Source organism: Microvirga medicaginis (assembly GCF_052658925.1).
In genome coordinates this window covers 123,419-144,541 of record NZ_JBQWEL010000013.1, presented here as the reverse complement: position 1 = coordinate 144,541, position 21,123 = coordinate 123,419, and the positions used below count along the sequence as shown (strand labels likewise).

The following is a 21,123-nucleotide window of genomic DNA, read 5'->3' as shown; positions in this document are numbered from 1 at the left end:
TAGGTCTGGGTGGCCGCCACGGATGCGCCAGCCTTGTCAACTACGCTGTAGCTGAGGTGGATCGTGCCATTGAAGTTGGTGGTCGGCGTGATGGTGAAGGTGCCGTCGCCATTGTCCGTCACCGTCCCCTGATCTGCCGTGAGGCCGGACACCGAGAGGATATCGCCGTTGGTGGCGATATCCACATCCGAGAAGCCCTTCAGCAGATCAACTGCGCTGATTGTGTAGGCAACGTCCTCCTCGCCATCAGCGAATATCGCCGTTGCCGACCCGGTCGGATCGTCGTTGACTGGGTTGATCGTCAGCTTGAAGCTGCTGGATGCTGAGAGCAAGCCATCACTGACCGTGACTTTGAGGTCAAGCGTACCATTGTAATTCTGCGGAGGGGTGCCCGAGAACGTCCGGGTCGCCGAATTGAAAGTCAGCCACGAGGGCAGGGCGGTGTTATCGGCGAGAGCCGCCGTATACGTCAGGCTCGTGCTGTCGACATCCGTAAATGTGCCAGCTGGAATAGTATATGATACCGGATGGTCCTCATCAAAGCTCTGGTCGGCGATAGTCTTCACCGCCGGCGCGTTATTAAGGTCAGCATACCAGCGCTCCTGCAGGACCTTGCCGGTGGAAACATCGATGGCTTCCTTGTTGCTGAACAAAGCGTCGAGAGTGGCCTGATCAATCGTGATGGTAGCTCCGCCCGACTTATACGAAATCGTCGGTAGAAGAGAGCCGCTGTTCTGGTTCAGACTCACTGTGAACTGGTTATCGGCATACGAGTAGCCCTTCGTAGCCAGCCAGCTTTGTACGGTGTCAGTGTTAAACACCAGGGTAAGCCACGCCGTGTAGTTTGTAGAAAACTGGCTTTGCGTGAGTTTCTCGACGTCGTAAAGGCCTTTAGCAGCAAGATATTCGGTGAAGGTGGGCGGAAGATCGACCTCGGAAAGAAGCATGATGATCTCGTGTTCTATCAGGCGCACACGAGGTCTTTCTCATGTGCGTGAGCGCTTCAGTTATGGGATGTGAAATGGCTTTCGCCGAGGTTGATCGAGCAGGCGCCAGGATTCTGATCCTGCAGCCCTAAAGCGACCCGCCCTGTCTTTTTTGCATAAACCGCTGCGACGCGGGCCTGACAGTTAGCTGTTTGAAAATAGATTTAACCTCCTAAGATCGGAAAATGAATATACCTCTTCCGTATTAGCCCTCTCTGTATAGAGACGCTTGGCACAAAGAGGCATTGATCTACAAGCTTATTGTAAGATATTTTAAATTAAACAAGGTTATATAAAGAAATTTACAAGTAAACATTTCATGTTAGACAGTGAAATTTGCTATTTAATCGGCAGATTCAAGGTTCGAGTCCTTGTGTATCCACCCGATATTCATGTGAAAATAGCTGACCTTCCAAACAGCCAGAGAACGCGTGATTTCTCAATGGCCTCGCTGTGTGCAGGCTGTCTCTCTGCGCTTGGTTCTCGGCGTTTGAGCGCCTTCTGCATGCCTCTTTTGCCGGCGTCTTCTCCCCGTCGCGAAATGCTTTTCCGCCATGGTTCTTCTCTCAACCAGAGACTTTCGAGCCGAGACTGAGACTTGTCTTGATGTCTTGGATCTGCTGCTAAAAGTCAGCGCATCGGGCATACGTGGTGATGGGCCTGTTGCAGAAAGAGGTCCGTGCGTTTGCCCAGCACCTCAATCCATTCGATCCATCTTTGCGCTATCCCGCACCTAGCCTTGAGCCAAGTCCGGCTAGGTGAGATAACGGCGGCCATCTGGCATCCATTCGGATGAGTGACAGGCCGCTTTCGAAACTTCTCGGAAGTAAAGCTTTAAGCGGCTTGCCCGGCCTATACGGACATTCATGAAACGCTGGGTGACTTCAGATCCTGACTCATCCTCGATATCAAGATGCGCAACGGGAGCTGAGAGGCCTGGCGCATTAAGAAAACAAGTCTGGCGCGTGTTGCGGGTGCGCACAGCCGAATAATACTGGGACTTGGCGACAGGGCCTGCATCACCAAGATGCGTTAGCGCGCACCTGCCCGGCGCAGGATCGTGGCGATTGTCTCGTAGCCACGCGTTTCGGCGTGTTGAAGCGGCGTCATGCCATTTCGATCCGGGATCGCAGGATTGGCTCCGGCATCGACGAGAGCCCGCACGGTCTCGACGTGGCGTAGGCCGCCATCACCGAGGATCACTGCCTCGATCAAGGCGGTCCAACCCAGGTTGTTGATGTGATCGATAGGCGCGCCAGCCCGGATGAGTTCGCGGACAATGCCATCATGTCCAAGATGAGCAGCCGCGATCAGCGCGGTACCATCGTAGACGCTGGTGACCAGCTTCGCACTAGCGCCGGCGGCGAGCAACGCCTGCAATGTCGGCAGATCGTCCCGGACCGCTGCGATGGTCACGGCATCATAAAGCTGGTTATCGAGGAGGCTAGGATTCGCTCCAGCTGCGATCAGGGCTTTGATGGCTGCGGCGTGCCCTTGGAACGCCGCCACATGCAGCGGGGTACGGCCATTGCTATCACGTGCGTTGGGGTCAGCACCCGCTTGAGTTAGTCGTCTGATGTCATCGACGGAATCCTGGGCTGCGGATGCATGCAACCCGCGATAGGCCGACAATTCCGTCGGTGTCGGGGGAGTCTGCGCCAGGGCCGCGCCTCCGGAGAAGGCCAGAAATCCGATCAATCCGATAAGCGCGAATGTTTGAACCATGGTGCGTCTCCATGTGATGCGCGGTGGCTGGCAGTAAGCGCCAGCCACCGCCGATTGTTATTTCAATTTCGCCTGTACCTTCGCGATGCCGGCACTCGCGCATTCCTCGTCGAGATGTCCGCCCGGGGCGCCGCCGACGCCCACGGCGCCGATGACCTCGTCGCCAGCCTTCACCGGAACGCCGCCGCCGAGCAGCAGGAAGCCTTCAATGGCGGCCAAGTGACGGGCCGCCGGGTTCTTTTCGGCGTTGTCCATGATGGCAGAGGTGTTGTTGCGGGCAGATGCCGCCGTGTAGGCCTTGGCGCGGCTCGCCTCGACGGTGTGGGGGCCAGCCCGGTCCGCCCGCAGCACGGCGCGAACAATGCCAGCGCGATCCACGACGGTGGCCGCTACGTTGAAGTTCTTGGCGGCACACGCCTCGACGGTAGCCTGGGCCAGCTCCTGTGCAACCGCCAGGGAGATGTTCCTCTCCTGGAGGACTTGAGCGCTGGCGGCAGCTGGAGCCAGAGTGAGAGCCGCAAGAACGGCAACGCGAATTTTCGACATGAGGCTTCTCCGGTGGGGATCGTGACGATCCCGGTTGTTTGACGCCTGCAACCCTAGCCGGGCGGGAGCCGGCTGGTTATCGGTGCGGAACCGGAGCGGTTTCCGTAGTTCTACGGAGACATGTCCGTGGGGCGGGCAAGGAGAACGAGGCGCACCATCTCGGCGATTGAGGTCGTGCCGAGCTTCTCGGCAAGATTGGCGCGATGTGTCTCGACCGTGCGTGGAGAAACACCCATGGCCCGAGCGATCTCCTTCGTCATCCAGCCGCGGGTCACCATGTCAAGGATCTCGCTCTCGCGCTGCGTGAGGCGGGCCAGTAGCGTGCGCGCCTCATCCGCTTCATTCGCTTGCCGCCGGCGAGCCTCCAGCCGTGCGAAGCCCGCCTCAATGGCTTCGATCAGCACCTGCTCGTCAACCGGTTTGGTCAGGAAATCGACGGCCCCACCCTTGAAGGCACGCCGGCAGGCATTCACGTCTCCATGGCCAGTGATGATCACCACCGGCAAGCGCTCACCCTCCGCAGCAAGCCGCTCCAGAAGCTGAAGGCCCGAGAGGCCGGGCATTCGCACGTCGGCGACGATGCATCCGATGGCAGCCCGATCGCGTCGCTCCAGAAAGGCAACGGCATTCGAGAAGGGTTCGACGGCAAAGCCGGCCGTACGCAGGAGCAGCCGCAGCGCGTCGCGAACATCCTCGTCGTCATCAATGAGGAACACGGTGCGGGACGAAGCCGTCATTCGGCGGCCTCCTTGCGGCCCTCTTCAGTCAAGGGCAGGTGGATTGTGAAGACCGCTCCACCTTCCGGTAAATTCGCCGCTGTGATCCGCCCGCCGAATGCTTCGACGAGGCGCTCGCAGAGTGGCAAGCCAAGGCCCATGCCATTCGGCTTGGTGGTGAAGAACGGCTCGAACAGGCGCGGCAGATCGGTGGGCGGAATCCCCAAGCCGCTGTCGCTGACCGCAATCCGCGTCGAGCCATTCTCGAAGAACGTCGCGATCGTGATTGTCCGCCGCTCCTGCGGCAGAGACTCGATCGCGTCGGCGGCGTTGCGCACGAGATTGTGCACGACCTGCTCGATGGAGACACGATCGACCGTGGCGAAGGGTTCGCCCGGATCGAGATGGAGATTGAGTGCAATGCTGCGGCGTTCCAGATCGCTCTGCACCAACTCGGCGACGTTGCGAACTAGCCGATTGAGGCTTGTCCGCTCAGGCATCGGTCCGCTGTTCGATACATAGGCGCGCAGACGCGAGAGGATGTCGCCGGCCCGCTTGGCTAGGCGAACATTCGCATCGAGCACGCCGGCGATCTCATCCGGATTCGGGGAAGGAGAACGGGCAAGGCGCAGGCCCGCTTGGCTGCGGCTGAGGATGGCTGTCAAAGGCTGGGTGAGCTCATGGGCGATTCCGGAAGCCATCTCGCCCACGGTGTTGACCCGCATGGCATGCGCGAGCCGGGCTTGATGCTCGTGAAAGCTCGCCCGCTTCCAAGCCTCCTGGGCGGCGCGGCGCTCGCGCAGCACGAAAGAGGCGAGAATGACTCCGATTCCCGTAAGTGCCGCCACGAGCGCGACGGCTATGGACGGCAGAAGCTCGCTCATGGACGGGCTCCGGGAGATCCGCAGCAGGAGCGGTTGAGATCGGCTGCCGAGTTCTTTCTCGAAGGCGAGGACCGGCATCACCCCGCCTGGAGATGGTGGCGCCCCCCGCTGGACGAGTTCGCGTCCTGAAGGATCGTGCAGGGCAAGTCGCATTCCCTCCGGCAAGTCCGCCTCCGGATCCATCAACCGCCTTGCGTCGATGGTCATCACCAGGGCGTTAGTCTGCACGGTGGTTTCAGGAAGCCTCTTGACCAGGTGATAGGCTCCTGTGCCATTCGCTTCAGCTATTACGATCGTCTGTCCGGCGGACAGATTGGATGCGATCGCCACGAGCTCGCCGCTACTGGGCCGGTCGGACTGAAGTTCCCGGGTCGTGAACGCCCAATCCGGAACAGGCGCGAAGCTGATCGCGTCGATAGCAGTGATCCGTGGGTAAAAGCGCAAAACGGCCTCGGCGACAGAGCGAAGGGTCGCGAGCGAGTGGTCGGGACTGGCCAGTACGGCGGCAAGGCTCGTCAGATGCGCATCGTGCTGGTCTGCTCGCTGTGAGACGACGCGATGCAGCGTGCGGGCTTCCGCTTCGAAGCTGTTGCGAAGGCGGACGAAGTTGACGGTAGCAACAAGCGCTATCGCAACAGCCGTCAGCGCCGCCCAGGCAGAAAGGGCGCCTGTGACTCGTCTGCTCATGAGCCTTTCCTGTAGGGCAATGAACTCAGACGTGAGCGCGTGTCTCCCATTTGTGTGAGGACGAAGCCAGGCCGCGCAGCACGCAGGCCAAAAACGGTGCACAGGGCGGCAACGGCAAGAAAGAGCATGGCAGGGCCTCCCGTGGCATCGCTCAAGCCCCGTAACAGGCTCACCATGAAGGGCGCGACAGAGGCACCGAGATAACCGATGCTCTGCGACATTCCAGAGAGCATGGCAGCCGTTTCCGGTGAGGGCGAACGCAAGGAAATGAACAGGAGTGCAAGGCCGAACAGGCCGCCTTGGCCGAGGCCGAGGACAAGGGCCGAGACGATGCGCGCCTCCACCGGCGCGTAGAGCAGGCCCAGGAAACCGGCGATGGTCGCCCCCAGCACTAGGATGACCAGCAGAGCCGGGGAGGCCCGCCGGGTTGCCAAAGAGGGCACCAACAAGGCTGTGATCGCCTGTGCGAGAATCGAGACGGACGTGACGAGGCCCGCCTCCAGGCCATCATAGCCGCGGTCCCTCAGGAGGGTCGGGAGCCAGCCGAGGACGATAAAGGCAAGTCCTGCTTGAAGGCCCATGAAGGCGGTTACGTTCCAGGCAACCCTGTCGCGCAGGAGAGCGGAGAAGTGCGGCAGCCGGGCCATTCGGCCGGCGCGATGCGCGACGAAGGCTAGGCCGCCCCAGGCAAGGGCTGTGGCAAGCGCCGGCAAGGACCAGATCGCGAGGGCGGAGGTCCAGGCACCAGCCATCCGCTCGAGGGTCGGGGTCAGGCTGGCCGCGCTCGCGCCGCCGATGCTCATCGCCATGGTGTAGAGTCCGGTCACAACTCCGGCGCGCTCTGGGAAATCGCGGCGAATGACGACCGGCAGAAGCACTCCGGCCATGCCGATGGCCGCTCCCGATATCAGCGTGCTGGCGACGAGCCCGGTGCTAGAGACTTGGGTGCGCAGGGCAAGGCCCATGAACAAAAACAGGAGCAGAAGGGCAATGGCGCGCTCCAGGCCGAGTCGTCCCGCGAGCCAGGGAGCGAGCAGCCCGAAGATCCCGAAGCAGAGGACTGGAGCAGTGGTGATGAAGCCGGTCCAGAGGCGCCCCACGGCGAGATCCTGCTCCACGTCGGTCAGAACGGTGGCGAGGCTCGTCAAAGCCGGCCGCATGTTGAAGGCTCCGAGGAGCAGGCAAAGACCCGTGAGCAGCAGCAGCTTCGTGAGAGGAGCATGCCGGGTTTTAAGACGTGCCTTGGCATAGGGTGCCTGTTCGATCTCGAAGGAGTTCACGGAAAGCAAAGCCTCACCTTGCGCGGCTACCGGTGCAGTGGCCGCGGTTTATGGTTATTGCGTCGGGAGTTGGGGAGCGGGAGCAGCCGGCCCTCCTCCCGAGGCGTTAATGTTCGATCTGGTCGGTCGCCCGCACGTGGTTCCAGAACATCTTGGGCGTCTCCAGCATGAAGCGGAAACCGGTGCGATCCAGCATCGCTTCCGTCTCGCGCTGCGCGTCGTCGAGCACCTCGTCCTCATTCACGAAGGTGGCCTTGCGATCTTTCAGTGCGATGCGGCCGTCGACGATCACCGTATCGACATCGTTGCCGTTGGCGAAATAGATGAGCCGGAACACGGGCATGTTGAGTGGATAGAGATGTGGTCGGCGCAGATCGAGCAACACCACATCCGCCTTCTTGCCCGCCTCGAGTGATCCGATGTCCTTCTCCATGCCGAGCGCCTTTGCGGCATCGATAGTGCACATTTCCAGCACGCGACCAGGCGGAAGCCAGGTCGGATCCCGGAAGTGCCTGCGGTGATAGTGCATGCATTGCTGCATGTGGCGGAACATGTCGCCGGAGCGATCCGGCGCCGTCGCGTCCGACCCGAGGCATACATTGGCGCCGGCCTCGATGAGTTCCGGAACGGGACAGCGCCCCAGGATCGACGCGATGGCGCTCGGATTGTGAGCGATGTGGGTGCCTGTGTCGGCAACGATGCGGATCTCCTCGTCCGTCAGATCAGTGGCGTGGGAGAGGAGCGCATTGGGACCAAGAATCCCGAGTTCCTTCGCATAGGCGACGCTGCCCTTGTTATGTCCATCCTGCGTGAAGACGAGTCCCGCCTCGCGAGCGAGATCTGCTGTTATTCGGGCTTGTCGACGCGCCTCCTCAAGATTGGCGGCCCCAAGCTGTTCACGATGCTCGGGACGCAGGGTTGGCGTGATGAGAGCGATGTTGAGACGACGATTATGTCTACCATGCCAATTCTCGATGAGCGTTTGGCAGGTCTCGAACTGTTCCTCGAAGGTGACCGGCCGCTCCACTGCCGTGCCGTCGATGAAGCGGGCATAGGTCCGCGGGTGCGGCGGTCGCGTCGGGCCCACCGCGACCACGGAGCGGGTGCCGACCTCGCGCACGCCCTCGCAATGGGCATCGCCATAGACCGGCTCGTCCGTGCGCAGGATGGTGTCGCCGCCGCCGAGCAGCGAAACGCCCGTAGTGACACCGAAGCGAAGGCGCTCCAGGGCGGCGAGCCGCGCTTCCGCGTACCAGAATTCCGGCGTCGAGGCGACCGTATAGGCTTTCTCGCAGGCTTCATACCATTGCTGTCCGTCGCCGCCGCCCATGGTCTTGATGAAGCCATGCCCCGCATGAGCATGGCCGTCGATCAATCCGGGCATGACGATCTTGCGGCTCGCATCGATCTCGGTTGGAGCTTGGTGCTGAGCCAGCACCTCGTCGGTCGTGCCGATGGCGACGATCCTGTCCTTCTCGATTGCGACAGCGCCATCCTCGATGACGCGTCGCTGCGGATCCATCGTCACGACGATGCCATGGGTAATGATGATGTCAGCCATTGAATGCGATACTCCCGTCGTCAGGCGGCATGTGTTTCGCCGCGGATGCGGTCGAGGGTTGGAACGAGGGAGATGAGCTCCTTCGTATAGGGATGCTGGGGACACGTGAACAGCGTCTCGGACGCGGCCTCCTCGACGAGGGCTCCCCGTCGCATCACCGCGATGCGGTCGCACATCTGGCGCACCACGGCGAGATCGTGGCTGATCAGAAGCAGCGTCAGGCCCGTGGCGTCGCGCAGATCCTTGAGCAGGTTGAGGATCTGCGCCTGCACCGAGACGTCGAGGGAGGAGGTCGGCTCGTCGCAGACGATGAGCTTGGGCCGTGCGCCGAGCGCGCGGGCAATCGACAGGCGCTGACGCTGGCCGCCGGAAAAGGCATGCGGGAAGCGCTGCGCCGCTTCCGTCTCGAGCCCCACGGCCTCGATGAGCTGGCCCACATCCCGCTCCGCTTCCGCTTTCGTCGCGGCGAGACGATAGAAAAGAATGGGCTCCGCCAGAATGGAGCCGATCCGAAGGCGGCTGTTCAGGGAGGAATAGGGATCCTGGAAGATCATCTGGATCGCTTGCCGCAAAGGGCCGGCCCGGCGCGCGGCTCCCTCGCCGGCAATGACCTTGTCGCGGTAGACGATGCGGCCGGATGTCGGGCGCACGAGACCGGACACGACATTCGCGATGGTGGTCTTGCCGCATCCGGACTCGCCGACGAGGCCGAAGACCTCGCCGCTGCGCACCGTGAAGCTGACCTTGTCGACAGCGCGGAACCGATGGCCCGTCGATCCGGGCAGCCAGCCGCCAGTCATGTAATCGACGCAGAGATCCTCGACGGAGAGGATCGGTGTTCCATCGGTGATCGCGTCGGTTCGTGCCGCCTTCGCCCGCAAGGCAGTGCGGGCTTCCGCCGCGCGGCCCTTGCCCTCTTCTCCGAGCACTGGAAAGCGGTCGAGCCGCGCGTCGATGCGTGGCACGGCGCCGATCAGCGCCTTCGCGTAGGGAGCCTTCGGACGGCGCAGCACTTCGGCAGTCGGACCCGTCTCCACCACCTTCCCGCGATGCATGATCGTCACCCGGTCGGCGATCTGCGCCACGACGCCCATGTTGTGCGTCACGAGAAGAATGCCGATGCCGCGCTGATCGGCGAGATCGCGCAGAAGCGTGAGGATCTGCGCCTGCACCGACACGTCGAGGGCGGTGGTCGGTTCATCCGCGACGACGAGCTTCGGATCGCAGGACAGGGCGGCGGCGATCACCACGCGCTGGCGCTGACCGCCCGAGAGCTGGTGCGGATAGGCCTTGAGGCGCCGCTCCGGCTCGGGAATACCCACCGCTTTCAGCAGCTGAAGGGCGCGGGCGCGTGCGGCCGCCTTGTCCAGCTTGAGATGCGTCCGCATCGTTTCGGTGAGCTGGCTCTCGACGGTGAAGAGCGGGTTGAGGCTCGTCATCGGATCCTGGAATACCGCGCCGATATCCCGGCCGAGCACAACGCCCTCTGCGGAGCCCGCCACGGGATCGAAGGGCTTCCCGCCGATGCGGATCGTGCCTGCGGCGATGCGGCCGGGCTTTTCGAGAAGCCCCATCACCGCATTGCCGATCGTGGTCTTGCCGGCGCCCGATTCCCCGACGAGGGCGTGAATCTCGCCGGGCTCGATCGTGATCGAGGCATTCTCGACCGCCGTGAAAGTGGTGCCGTTGGCGAGCGGGTACTCGACGCGCAGATTGTCGATCGCGAGAACGGGAGGCTGGAGCGTGCTCATCGTTTCACCCGCAGTTTGGGATTGAATCGGTCGCGGAGCCAGTCGCCCACGATATTGACCGCCAGAACCAGGATCACCAGCGTCAGGGCCGGGAAGAGGGCGATCCACCAGATCCCGGAGAAGACGAATTCGTTGCCGATGCGGATCAGCGTTCCGAGAGACGGATAGGTGGGCGGCATGCCGACGCCAAGGAAGGACAGCGTCGCTTCCGTCAGCACCGCCGCCGCGAGATTGATGGTGGCGATCACCAGCACCGGGCTCATCACGTTGGGCAGGATGTGACGCAGCATGATCCGTGAGGGCGGAAGGCCGATCACTTTCGCGGCGCGGACGTAGTCCTTGGCGGTCTCGACCATGGTCGCAGCGCGGACCGTGCGCGCATATTGCACCCATTCGTGAATGGCGATGGCGCAGATCAGGATGACCGGAGCCCATTCGGCTGTTGCAGCGCCGGGAAAGAGTGCGCGGGCAATGCCGCTCACAAGAAGCGCGAGTAGAATGGTGGGGAAGCTCAAAATGACATCGGCGATGCGCATGATGACGGCATCGACCTTGCCGCCGAAATAGCCGGCGAGCAGGCCCAGGATCACGCCGAGCGTCGCCGCGACGAGCACCGCTCCTCCGCCGATGGCGATGGAGACGCGCGCGCCGTAGAGCATCGCGGAGAGAAGGTCGCGGCCCTGGTTGTCCGTGCCGAGCAGGAAGTGGCTGTCGCCTTCCGCCGTGAAGGCGGGCGGCAGCTCGGCATTGATCAGCTCGAAGCTTGCGAGATCCGTCGGATCATAGGGCGCGATCCACGAGGCCATTAGGGCGCAGCCGACGATGAGGAGCGCCAGAGCTCCGGCAATCATGACGGAGATCGGGGCCCCGATCCGCGTCATCAGGCTTGGCGACAGAGGACGAGGGGAGGAAGCGGTCGTTTTCATGCGGACCTCGCACGCAGGCGCGGATCGACGACCGCATAGAGGATGTCGACCACGGTGTTGATAAGGACGAAGAGCAGGCCGACGAACAGGAGGTAGGCGGCCATGACGGGAATGTCGACGAAGCTGACGGCCTGGATGAAGAGCAGGCCCATGCCCGGCCACTGGAACACCGTCTCGGTGACGATGGCGAAGGCGATGAGCGAGCCGATCTGCAGCCCGGTCACCGTGATCACCGGCATCAGCGCGTTGCGGAGCGCCAGATGGAAATGGATGTAGCGCTTGGGCAGGCCGCGGGCCCGCGCGAAGCGGATATAGTCGCTGGAGAGCACGTCGATCATCTCGGCCCGCACGAGCCGCATGATGAGGGTGAGCTGATAGAGCGCGAGCGTGATACCGGGCAGGATCAGGGCTTTGAGGCCGCTCAAGGTGAGAAAGCCGGTGCTCCACCATCCGAGATCCACAATCTGGCCACGCCCGAAGGAGGGCAGCCAGCCGAGGCTGACGGCGAAGACGAGGATAAGCACGATGCCGGTCACGAAGGTCGGCGTGGAAATGCCGATCAGCGAGAAGGCCTGCACGAGCCGTGCCGCCGCCCCGTGCGGCTTCAGGGCGCACAGGACGCCGAGCGGAATGCCGAGCGCGAGCGACAGGATCGTGGCGACGAGGACGAGTTCGAGAGTCGCGGGCAACCGCTCCGCGATGAGCTGCGTCACGGGGCGCTGATTGCGGTAGCTGATGCCGAGATCGCCCGACAATGTGCGTGCCAGGAAGCGTCCGTACTGCACCACGACCGGCTGGTCGAGCCCGAGCGAGCGGCGCAACTCCGCCTTTTCCTCGACGCTGGCATTCTCGCGCGACATGGATGAGACAGGATCGCCCACGAAGCGGAACATCACGAAGGATATCGCCGAGACGACCAGCATCACCAGTGCGGCCTGCCCGAGGCGGGAGAGAAGAACTTTCAACATGGCTGCCTCCTGCGGCCCGCCGCGAGGACGGGCCGCACCAGCATCGACAGAAGGTTTACTTCACGGTGGCGAACCAGAGGCGCACGTATTCGTCCGGGAACTGGGGCACCTCGACACCGTCGCGGACGGCCCAGGCCACGGGCTGCTGGTGAATCGGAATGTAGGCGACCGTGTCGCGTGCAACCTTCAGGGCCTCGACCAGCATGGCGCGACGCTTCTCCTCATCGAGCTCCACCGCCGCCTTGCGCGTCAGCTCCTCGATCTGCGGATTGCTGTATTCGCCCGAATTCGAGCCGCCATAGCCTTCCTTCTGCTCGGTCAGGAGCGAGGACAGGACGCTGAACCCGTCCATGGGCGGCAGGGTCGCCCAGCCGACCATCGAGACATCGAACTCGTGGCGATCCTGACGGGGGAAATAGGTGGCGCGGGATTCCGTCTGCAGTTCGGTCTGGATTCCGACCTTGGTCCACATGGACGCGATAGCGACGCAGATCTGCTCGTCGTTGATGTAACGGTCGTTCGGGCAGTTGAGCTTGGTCTTGAATCCGTTCGGATATCCGGCCTCGGCGAGGAGCTTCTTGGCCTTGTCGGTGTCGTAGCCGAAGGGTGTGTCATTGTCCTTGGAATAGCCGGGGACCGGCGGCGCGACGAGGGTGCCGGTATTGCGGGATTTGTCGCGCATGACGCGCTTCTTGATCGCCTCGAAGTCGATGGCGTGCCACATGGCCTGGCGCACCTTGAGATCGAGTTCCGGATTCTTTTGTCCCGGCATCGCCTTGAGCTCGGGTCGGAAGCTCAAGGACAGCATGATGAGGCGCAGTGACGGCTCCTCGATGACCTTGAAGCCGGAGGACCCGCTGATCCGCTGCAGATCCTGCAGGGGCGCAGGCGCGATCAGGTCGAGTTCGCCGGAGAGCAGGGCGGCGACACGGGTCGCGTCGGACTTGATCGGCTTGAACTCGATGCGGTCGAGATTGTGCTGGGGCTTGTCCCACCAATCGGGGTTCGCCACGAAGACGGTGCCGGCGTCCGGCTTGTAGGATTCCACCTTGAACGGACCGGTGCCGACAGCCGTGGTGGAGGCGGCGGTGGTGACGCCGGTCGCGATGTTGCCGGGCTTCAGGGCATCGTTCGCCTCCATCCACTCCTTGTCCATGATGTAGACGCCAGCAAGGTCGTTGAGGAGGAGCGGGTAGGGGCCCTTGGTGGTGATGTCGACCGTATAATCGTCGACCTTCTGCGCGCCGGTCACCGTGGAAATGTTGCCGCGCGCTCGAGCGCCGGGGTCGAGAAGCCGGTTGATCGAGGCCACCACGTCATCGGCCGTGAAGGGATTGCCGTTGTGGAACTTCACGTTCCGGCGCAGCTCGAAGCGCCAGGTATCCGGCTTCACCGTCTTCCAGCTCACCGCAAGCGCGGGCTCGAGCTCCAAGTTTCGGCCGCGGCGCACGAGCGGGTCGAATACGTGGTGCAGCATGCTCGTCGTGAAGCTCTCCGTGTGGGCATAGGGATCGAGCGTGGTGAGATCAGTCGGCGACGACCACCGCAGGGTTTTCGCCTCTGCGGCGAAGCCCGTCAGTGCCCCGATCGCGACGGAGAGACACAAAGCGAGACGTGGTTTCATTGTAGGCCTCCGGTTTAATCCTCTGGTTTGGACTTATTGTATCCAATGACTAGAAAAAATTGCATACAATCCAAGGGGCGTCAATTCTGCTTCGAAGGAAATCGCAAGAGCATTTTCGGCGAAGTAGCCCCAGTTCGCCGCCAAAAATGCGGCACACCAAAGAACAGAGCCGATTCCACGCCAGTGAAATCAACTTTAGCGGGCGTCTGGACGTGCGGAATCTCAGGAAAAGAGGGCAGGAGGGAGCCCCGGCGCGGAGCCGGTGACACCTCAGCTCGCGTAGCGGTCGAGGATCGCGCGGAGATCGCGGTGCTTGTCGGAACTCGACGAGAGAAGGGCGCGATCGGTCACTGCCTGCAGGTGATGGTCCATCGCCTTCATGGCGCGAGCTGCGTCGCGGGCGCGCAGGGCTTCAATGATCTGCTGGTGCTCGTTGATCGAGCAATCCGAGGAATGAGGGCGGCTGTAGAGAGCCAGAATCAGGGAGCAGCGGGACACCACCTCATCCACGAAGCGGGCGAGCACCCCGTTGCCAGACAGTTCCGCCAGGAGGATGTGGAACTCGCCGGCGAGGCGGATTGCAGCCGGGCCGTCATGGGCATTGGCCTTCGCTTCCAGGGCCACATGCTGTTCCAGCATGGCGATGTCCCGATCGGTGATCCGCTCAGCCAAGCGCGCCAGGACCTGCCGCTCCAGGCACATCCGTGCCTCGAACACGTCGTGTGCCTCCGACAGACTCGGCTGGGCGATGGTGGCGCCTTTGTTGGGCTGAACGTCGACGAGCCCTTCCGCATTAAGCTTGGCCAAGGCGGCGCGGACGATGGTCCGGCTGACGCCGAACCGCTCGCCGATCACATCCTCGGTCAGCTTGTCCCCGGGCATCAGGGCCTGCTCGATAATGGCGCGGCGCAAGCCGGAATAGACGGATTCGCTGCGAGATCCGGCTGTTTTCGAGGAACGATTGGGCATGGTCGACGGGACTGACGGGGCAAGGTGGGCTCGCCACCATTTAGTATCCATTTCGATCTCACACCAAGAGCCAACCTGCAAAAGATGTTGCATTCATCATTGTATACAATAAGCTCGTTCTGGAAAGCGATTCTTTTAGGCCGGCTGCACCGCTCCAAGGAGTGAACGCAGGCCTCGGTGGAGCATGGGGGAGCAGTTGAGGAGGAGCGGCATGAGCGGCGATCTGTACATCACTCGGGTTCGGCCCATGGGCGAGGCTGCCACGAACCTGACCGTGCGCGACGGGCGCATTGTCGCCTACGGGGAGGCTGCGCCGCCCGGCGTCGAAGTCATCGATGGTGGCGACGCGATCCTCATTCCTGGTCTCGTTGAGGCCCATACTCATCTCGACAAGACCCTGCTCGGCATGGGCTGGTATCGGAACGAAGTGGGCCCGCGGCTCATCGACAAGATCGAGAACGAGCGAGCCGAAAAGAAGCGCCTTGGGATTGATCCCGCCCGGCAATCCGCCCGACAGGCTATCCTGTCGGTCTCCCATGGGTCCACGGCGATCCGGTCCCATGTGGACGTGGACACCGAAGTCGGCCTGTCGGGAATCGAGGGAGTTCTGCGCACACGCGAGACCTACCGCGACATCGTCGATATCGAGATCGTGGCCTTTCCGCAGAGCGGCATGCTGATCCGGCCCGGCACCGTGGAGCTCATGGAGCAAGCGCTCAGGCTCGGTGCTCATGTAATCGGCGGCCTTGATCCTTCCGCCATCGACCGCGACCCCAAGGGGCATCTCGACGTGATCTTCCGCCTTGCCGAGCGCTTCGGCGTGCCGGTGGACGTTCACCTTCACGAGCCGGCGGAGCTGGGCGCTTTCTCCATGGAGCTGATCATCGAGCGCACACGGGCTCTCGGCATGCAGGGACAGGTCACCATCAGCCATGCCTTCTGTCTCGGGATGGCCGATCAGGATTACGTGGCGAACCTCATCGACGCCCTTGCCGAGGCGAAGGTCCACATCCTCACCACAGCCCCGGCCTCGCGGCCTGTCCCACCCGTGAAGCGCCTCGTGGAGGCGGGCGTGGTAGTGGCAGCGGGCTCCGACGGGGTGCGCGATACCTGGGGGCCCTACGGCAACGCCGATATGCTGGAGCGTGCGGTGCTGGTGGGCATGCGCAACAATTTCCGGCGGGATGACGAGGTGGCCCTTGCCCTCGACACGTGCACGACGGGGGGCGCCCGGCTCATGGGCCTGGAGGATTACGGCCTTGCCCCCGGCTGCAAGGCCGATCTTGTCCTGCTCGATGGCGAGACCCTCGCGGAAGCGGTAGTCAGCCGCGCGCCGCGCCGGGTTGTCATCAAGGGCGGACGCGTGGTGGCGCGCAACGGTCGGTCTCTCGTCGAGGTGGCATAAAGGAAGGTTGAACTTTGGAAAGGGCACGGGTGAGCCTGGTGCGCCTGATGCCCCTGGCGATCGACCATTTGAACGGTCGTCTTTTGTCCCATTCGCTTTCATCGACAAAAGAAGAGCGTCTCGACGAACCCTTTCGCAAGACCGCTTCCAGGACCAGTTCAGATATTTGGCGTGCACCGGTTGCGAATAATCATGATGGCGGCGCTTGCGGAGGACTTTCCGGCGGTGACGGATTATCGGTCGGCGATGCCTCCTGCGCCCGCAAACCGAGGATCTGGCGCAAGTCCGCGCTCAGATTGGCGACAGGAATGGCCTGATACTGAGACACGGTCACGCACCGGCCCTCGATGCTGGCCATCACGACGGCGTCGGCCGAAGATGGGGAGCCGTCACTCCCCTTGGCACCTGTGGAGCTGCGTCGCTCGTCGGTCGGATTGCTCTCCTTTTTCAGGACGATGACATACCAGACATTGCCGGTTTTCGCCGCCTCCCCGAGCATACGAGCTCTTTCTTTGGCCTCATTCAACGCCTTGCGCCGTTCTTCGATCGACTCTCCGCGCGTGAAGGCGAGATTGGGCGGCGTGTCGCCGCTTTCGCCGTAGGGATGGACGAAGTTCAATGTCATCCGCAACCCGTCGACCTTGACTTCTTTGACCGGGAGCGCCGCGGCTTCCTTCTGCCCTTGCACGAACTCGCGCACGGCGACATCGCAGGAGCGGAACTCATCCTGGTCCTGCACTGTCTGGCGGGGTGATGGTCGGTCCGGAGGCGTGGGATTTCGTTTCCGCGAGGGTGCAGCATCCGCTCCTGCGGAAGCGGCCAAGGCAAAGGCAACAGCCAACATCAAAATCCGCACCATGGCTCTATCCTCCCGTGACAGGGGAGAACGTTGCCAACCCGGCCAACGGCCAAGCTGCTTGGTGTTGGTGGATCCGCAGCCGAGATGGCTACTCTTGGAAATAATGCTTTCGCGAATTCTTAGTTGCTAGTTCTTTGGACGATAGCACGGCCGCTTGAACCAGCCATGTCGTCTACCAAGACTGATTACGTCCAACAATGTTCAACGTAACAATCCGACAAGACTCTCGTCATTAGGACAGGACTGGCTACCTCCTCGGAGCCTCAGGCCTGCACTATCGCCGCCGCAGATTTGCTAAATGACCTCAAGGCCGACCTGCGTGGGCGGAGAAGCCTCTTTCCTGTCATCAAAAAGCAGCTTCGTGACATCTGGAGAAATGAGATGCCGCCGCAGATGCACAGAATAGAATAAACCTATTAAATTATTCATTTGTCTCATCAGACATCCTCACCAATAGTACGCTAGACTCAAGTGCGGAACATATTGGTCTTGTCTCAGTTCGTGCCGCAATGTCTGCGCTTCAAGGAGGGACAGCGGCCAACAATATACGTCTCTCGAGCAGCAGAGGCTCACTGCTTCGAGGAGACCCAACACACGTGGAGGCACAATCCCGATACCGATTTAACCGCACCTTCGGGCCAAATTACTTGTCAGCAGCGTGGCACATGCTGCCCAACCATAAAATGCTACAAGTTCAGGAGGAAAGAGTGGCGCTTAGCGCGAACTTCTCGAAATCTTCGGCAGCGAAGAAAGTCGACATAAAAGCCTTTATCGGCAAATGGCCATTCTCAACGATCAATGGCTTCGGGCCGCTCGATATGTCGCGTTGGGCTGCTGAATGACCAATCAGCTCAATTTCATTTCGTCAATGGCAACTCGTCAAATTCTAGGCGATCTCGCTGAACCTTACGAGCAGCGTACCGGGTTGCGGATCACCATTAAAGCGATGGGCGGAGTGGAGGCAGCTCAACTTGTTCGCGCTCGCGAGCCCGCTGACATTATCGTTCTTGCACCAAAGGTGATGGAGCAATTGGAGGCTGAGGGATATATCGTCCCCGGGACCCGAGTTGGATTTGCGCGCTCAGGCATTGCGATGGCTATTCGCGCTGGAGCGCTGCGGCCTAGGATCGACGACGAGGCAGCTGTCAAGCAGGCTGTCTTGGAATCGGGCAAGATCTGTTATTCCACCGGACCGAGCGGTGATCATCTCATGCACCTTTGGGAGCGGTGGGGCATAGCAGGATCGGTTTCGCAGCGCGCCCTTCGAGCTCCTCCGGGCGTGCCGGTGGGCACCTTGGTGGCGCAAGGAGAAGCAGATCTGGGCTTTCAGCAGCTAAGTGAATTGCTGCACGTACCCGGCATCGAAATCATTGGCCCCTTACCCCCAGAGATTCAAGCCGTGACTGTGTTCACTGCTGGTGTCTGCAACACGTCCTCGCAACCTGATAAAGCGCGCGCGCTCATTGCCTATCTGACCTCGTCCGAGGCAGAGGCGGCAAAACGTCAGCATGGTATGGAACCAGCAGAATGAGGGATGTCGCCATCCAGGCGTAAACGTGGGAGCGCCTGTCGATACCGTGATACGGTAGAGGGTGTTCACGCAGCGTCTTCGCCTCCGCCAGCTCCGTCTCAGCTGAAAGGGAGATTGCTTATGCAAACGACAATTCCCTGTGTCTCTATGCGAGGTGAAGTCTAAGTGCGGCTTGCCTCGATTGACCCACTCAATACTAGGCGGATCGATACCTGATCATCCTCCGAGTGACAGCAAGGATTCCCGTATGACGAATGGTGTCATGAAGTATTTGAACCGCATCACGCTCATGGGTTTCGGCGAGGTTGGTCAGATGCTCGCCCGAGAGCTCTCAGCCAACCCCATGATCGGGATCAGCGCATTCGACATCACATTCGCGGATACAAACAGCGCTCAGAGTGAGACAGCCCGTGCCTTGGGCATTGCATGCGCGTGCACGGCCGAGGAGGCGGTTGCGACCGCGCAACTCGTGATCAGTGCGGTCACGGCGAGTTCCGATCTGGATGCGGCCCGTTCCGTGGCCGCGGACATGCCTGAAGACTCATTCTTCCTCGACCTCAACTCTGTCGCTCCCGGTACGAAGCGAGAGGCGGCCGCTGTCATTGAGGCCGGGCGCGGCCGTTATGTCGAAGCGGCCGTCATGTCGCCGATTTACCCGAAGCGCCTTGGCACACCGATCCTCCTTGGCGGTCCTCACGCGGCGGATTTCCTTCCGATTGCTCTGGCGCTTGGCTTCAATGTCTCAGTCTTTTCCGACCGCATCGGCTCCGCCTCCGCGGTTAAGATGTGCCGCAGCGTGATGATCAAAGGACTCGAAGCGCTCTCGATGGAGTGCTTTCTCGCAGCCCGCCGCGCTGGTGTCGAAAAGGACGTTCTTGCTTCGCTCCGTGAGAGCTTTCCGGCCTTGGATTGGCCAAAAATGGCCGAGTACAATCTGGAGCGCATGACTACCCACGGTATCCGCCGCTCCGAAGAAATGCACGAGGTTGCCAAGACTGTCCGAGACCTTGGCATTGTGCCTTTGATGTCGGCTGCAACAGCGACCCACCAATCAACCATGGGCTGTCTCGGCTTGAAGGGTCGGTGCGGCGGAAATCTTCCCGAAGGCCTTGGTGCTGTCCTCGATGCTATCATGGAAGCCGACCCATGGCCGAGTGCCAGGCCGGAAGCTGTCGAATGAGGTGACGGGATGATCGATCTCTCCTACCGGGCCACGCCGAACGGACACAAGGTGTCCATCTTTCTGAAGGAGGCGGAACTTCCATATCGGATCCACCCGATTTGAAGATATCTTTCATGTCGAGCAGGCTGTCCTCTGCCCAAACCCGGTGCCGCCCAGGCTTTAAAGGCAAAGCTTTGAACCCAGCGCTCACAAAGGGGCGATCAAAACGCTATTGTGAGTTGTGATCAGTGGAGCAGGTTCAGTAAGCGCCTGGACGGGATCCCAAGACGTGGTCCGCGACCATCTCTACCGCGATACGGTGGGTTGGGTGACCTCCGGACCAATGGGAACACTTGGCTCACGCAGAGCACTGAATGGGCCGATGGCTCCCGCGTAGCCCGACAGCTTCATGATGGAGCGAGGCCCGTTTGGGACCGCGTATCTGGAACAGAGTTGGGGCCGACCGCGACATCGGGCCCAAGCCATGCGCGCGACCGGCTAATTCGTGAATCTGACTCCGTAATGCTCCCCGGTCGTCCATATCAGCCGGACCCTGGCGGACATTCCTTCTTCCAGGATATGAAGATCAAACTCAAGCTGGTCAAAATCCAGCGGGATCAGAGCGGGATCAGGAAATACGAGCCGTGCTCCTGTGGTCGAGAGATCCCACAGAATACATTCAACAGCCGGGGCGTTCTCATCATACGCGACCCATCCTATCAGTTTGGTACGAAAACGCTCCATGGAGCGACGCTCCGGCATTCCATTCTTCATCCTGATTGCTCCACGCACGAGGAATTAGCCTCATTATCAACTGACGCTGGGGTAAAGCTGTTCTTGCTGAGCGTTGAGCAAGATTTCGTCTGATCGCCAGATTAATGCCCTGCACACATTCGCCCGGGCCTGGTTGTGAGGTTGTCCACGCTGCGGGACAGGGCCAAGTGACTCACGCGGTCATTCTCAATAGGGAGTATTGGGGAATTTCCGCAGGTGATCTCCGGTGCTGCAGATGGGGTTTGAAGCCTTTGCACGAACTCATCGGCGAGGGGTATGTCGTCTATGAACTGAAACCGCCTGTCTGATGGCGCAAACTCTCAGCACATGGCATGGGTTCGGTCCATGACAGGGTCGCAACCGGCTAGGAAAAGCAAAGTCACCCAGGCCGGATCAATCCCGCTCAAGCAGCGGGGCCATGTATCGAGCAACGCTCGCGATGAGAACCGCCATTCCCGAGCACACCATGAGCAAGGAGGTAATGAACCCTACTGATAACATCAAACGGACCAAGTCAAATTTGCCGAAGTAAACAAGCGTAATAGCGGCGGCAACCCAAGCACTAAAAGCGACGACAAGAACTCTGATCATCTCCTGCGTAAGCGGCTTCTGCGCACAGCCATGATCGATGTTGTTCTGATAGGAATGTGGAGCTTCTATTCGACGCGCAGGGCTGGCATGTTTCATGGAGCAACCGTCCTCTTCGAGCCTTGAACATATCGGTTCGCACGCCTGCTGCATGGGCGCTGAGGGTGATAGCGACCGTTCA

19 protein-coding genes are annotated in these 21,123 nt (G+C 61.3%); 4 read left to right on the top strand and 15 right to left on the bottom strand.

Annotation, left to right across the window (positions count from 1 at the left end; genetic code table 11):
• The 12 genes from ACUXUR_RS17225 to ACUXUR_RS17170 form a co-directional block, all read right to left on the bottom strand.
• A partial coding sequence (locus ACUXUR_RS17225) for a cadherin-like domain-containing protein (RefSeq protein WP_445503579.1) occupies window positions 1–947 on the bottom strand: 947 nt, incomplete at its 3' end.
• Between the two features lie 1,071 nt (window positions 948–2,018).
• Window positions 2,019–2,711: an ankyrin repeat domain-containing protein gene (locus ACUXUR_RS17220; RefSeq protein WP_445503578.1), complete on the bottom strand. Its 693-nt coding sequence runs from the start codon at window positions 2,709–2,711 to the stop codon at window positions 2,019–2,021.
• A 57-nt stretch (window positions 2,712–2,768) separates the two neighbouring features.
• Window positions 2,769–3,257, bottom strand: a complete 489-nt coding sequence (locus ACUXUR_RS17215; protein ID WP_445503577.1) for a GlcG/HbpS family heme-binding protein — start codon at window positions 3,255–3,257, stop codon at window positions 2,769–2,771.
• A 110-nt stretch (window positions 3,258–3,367) separates the two neighbouring features.
• The gene (locus ACUXUR_RS17210) at window positions 3,368–3,994 is read right to left on the bottom strand and encodes a response regulator transcription factor (RefSeq protein WP_445503576.1); all 627 of its coding nucleotides are present in this window, start codon (window positions 3,992–3,994) and stop codon (window positions 3,368–3,370) included.
• Entirely contained in the window at window positions 3,991–5,544 is a 1,554-nt protein-coding gene (locus ACUXUR_RS17205; protein ID WP_445503575.1) for a sensor histidine kinase, read from the bottom strand. Before ACUXUR_RS17205 ends, ACUXUR_RS17210 begins: the two co-directional genes overlap by 4 nt.
• On the bottom strand, window positions 5,541–6,824 hold the full coding sequence (locus ACUXUR_RS17200; RefSeq protein WP_445503574.1) for an MFS transporter: 1,284 nt from the start codon (window positions 6,822–6,824) through the stop codon (window positions 5,541–5,543). Before ACUXUR_RS17200 ends, ACUXUR_RS17205 begins: the two co-directional genes overlap by 4 nt.
• 106 nt (window positions 6,825–6,930) lie before the next feature.
• The gene (locus tag ACUXUR_RS17195) at window positions 6,931–8,385 is read right to left on the bottom strand and encodes an amidohydrolase family protein (protein WP_445503573.1); all 1,455 of its coding nucleotides are present in this window, start codon (window positions 8,383–8,385) and stop codon (window positions 6,931–6,933) included.
• 20 nt (window positions 8,386–8,405) lie between these two features.
• The gene (locus tag ACUXUR_RS17190) at window positions 8,406–10,136 is read right to left on the bottom strand and encodes a dipeptide ABC transporter ATP-binding protein (protein WP_445503572.1); all 1,731 of its coding nucleotides are present in this window, start codon (window positions 10,134–10,136) and stop codon (window positions 8,406–8,408) included.
• Entirely contained in the window at window positions 10,133–11,062 is a 930-nt protein-coding gene (locus ACUXUR_RS17185; RefSeq protein ID WP_445503571.1) for an ABC transporter permease, read from the bottom strand. Before ACUXUR_RS17185 ends, ACUXUR_RS17190 begins: the two co-directional genes overlap by 4 nt.
• The gene (locus tag ACUXUR_RS17180; protein ID WP_445503570.1) at window positions 11,059–12,030 is read right to left on the bottom strand and encodes an ABC transporter permease; all 972 of its coding nucleotides are present in this window, start codon (window positions 12,028–12,030) and stop codon (window positions 11,059–11,061) included. Before ACUXUR_RS17180 ends, ACUXUR_RS17185 begins: the two co-directional genes overlap by 4 nt.
• Window positions 12,031–12,085: 55 nt before the next feature.
• Window positions 12,086–13,654: an ABC transporter substrate-binding protein gene (locus ACUXUR_RS17175; RefSeq protein ID WP_445503569.1), complete on the bottom strand. Its 1,569-nt coding sequence runs from the start codon at window positions 13,652–13,654 to the stop codon at window positions 12,086–12,088.
• Between the two features lie 270 nt (window positions 13,655–13,924).
• Window positions 13,925–14,623, bottom strand: coding sequence for a GntR family transcriptional regulator (locus ACUXUR_RS17170; protein WP_445503583.1), 699 nt, complete (start codon window positions 14,621–14,623; stop codon window positions 13,925–13,927).
• 211 nt (window positions 14,624–14,834) lie between these two features.
• On the opposite strand from ACUXUR_RS17170, the gene ACUXUR_RS17165 reads away from it, so the two are divergent.
• Entirely contained in the window at window positions 14,835–16,028 is a 1,194-nt protein-coding gene (locus ACUXUR_RS17165; RefSeq protein ID WP_445503568.1) for an amidohydrolase family protein, read from the top strand.
• Between the two features lie 190 nt (window positions 16,029–16,218).
• Here the strand turns inward: ACUXUR_RS17165 and ACUXUR_RS17160 are convergent, their stop codons facing one another.
• Window positions 16,219–16,728 carry a hypothetical protein gene (locus ACUXUR_RS17160; RefSeq protein ID WP_445503567.1) on the bottom strand — a complete coding sequence of 170 codons (510 nt, stop codon included), beginning with the start codon at window positions 16,726–16,728 and terminating at the stop codon, window positions 16,219–16,221.
• An 824-nt stretch (window positions 16,729–17,552) separates the two neighbouring features.
• On the opposite strand from ACUXUR_RS17160, the gene ACUXUR_RS17155 reads away from it, so the two are divergent.
• From ACUXUR_RS17155 to ACUXUR_RS17145, 3 genes are all read left to right on the top strand, one after another.
• On the top strand, window positions 17,553–17,729 hold the full coding sequence (locus tag ACUXUR_RS17155) for a hypothetical protein (RefSeq protein ID WP_445503566.1): 177 nt from the start codon (window positions 17,553–17,555) through the stop codon (window positions 17,727–17,729).
• Window positions 17,726–18,418: a substrate-binding domain-containing protein gene (locus ACUXUR_RS17150; RefSeq protein WP_445503565.1), complete on the top strand. Its 693-nt coding sequence runs from the start codon at window positions 17,726–17,728 to the stop codon at window positions 18,416–18,418. The genes ACUXUR_RS17155 and ACUXUR_RS17150 overlap by 4 nt, the downstream gene beginning before the upstream one ends.
• A gap of 247 nt (window positions 18,419–18,665) precedes the next feature.
• Window positions 18,666–19,598 carry an NAD(P)-dependent oxidoreductase gene (locus tag ACUXUR_RS17145; RefSeq protein ID WP_445503564.1) on the top strand — a complete coding sequence of 311 codons (933 nt, stop codon included), beginning with the start codon at window positions 18,666–18,668 and terminating at the stop codon, window positions 19,596–19,598.
• A 480-nt stretch (window positions 19,599–20,078) separates the two neighbouring features.
• On the opposite strand, the gene ACUXUR_RS17140 is transcribed toward ACUXUR_RS17145, so the two are convergent.
• Both ACUXUR_RS17140 and ACUXUR_RS17135 read right to left on the bottom strand, forming a co-directional pair.
• On the bottom strand, window positions 20,079–20,324 hold the full coding sequence (locus ACUXUR_RS17140; protein WP_445503582.1) for a PilZ domain-containing protein: 246 nt from the start codon (window positions 20,322–20,324) through the stop codon (window positions 20,079–20,081).
• 423 nt (window positions 20,325–20,747) lie between these two features.
• Window positions 20,748–21,041, bottom strand: a complete 294-nt coding sequence (locus ACUXUR_RS17135) for a hypothetical protein (protein WP_445503563.1) — start codon at window positions 21,039–21,041, stop codon at window positions 20,748–20,750.
• Window positions 21,042–21,123: the final 82 nt, after the last annotated feature.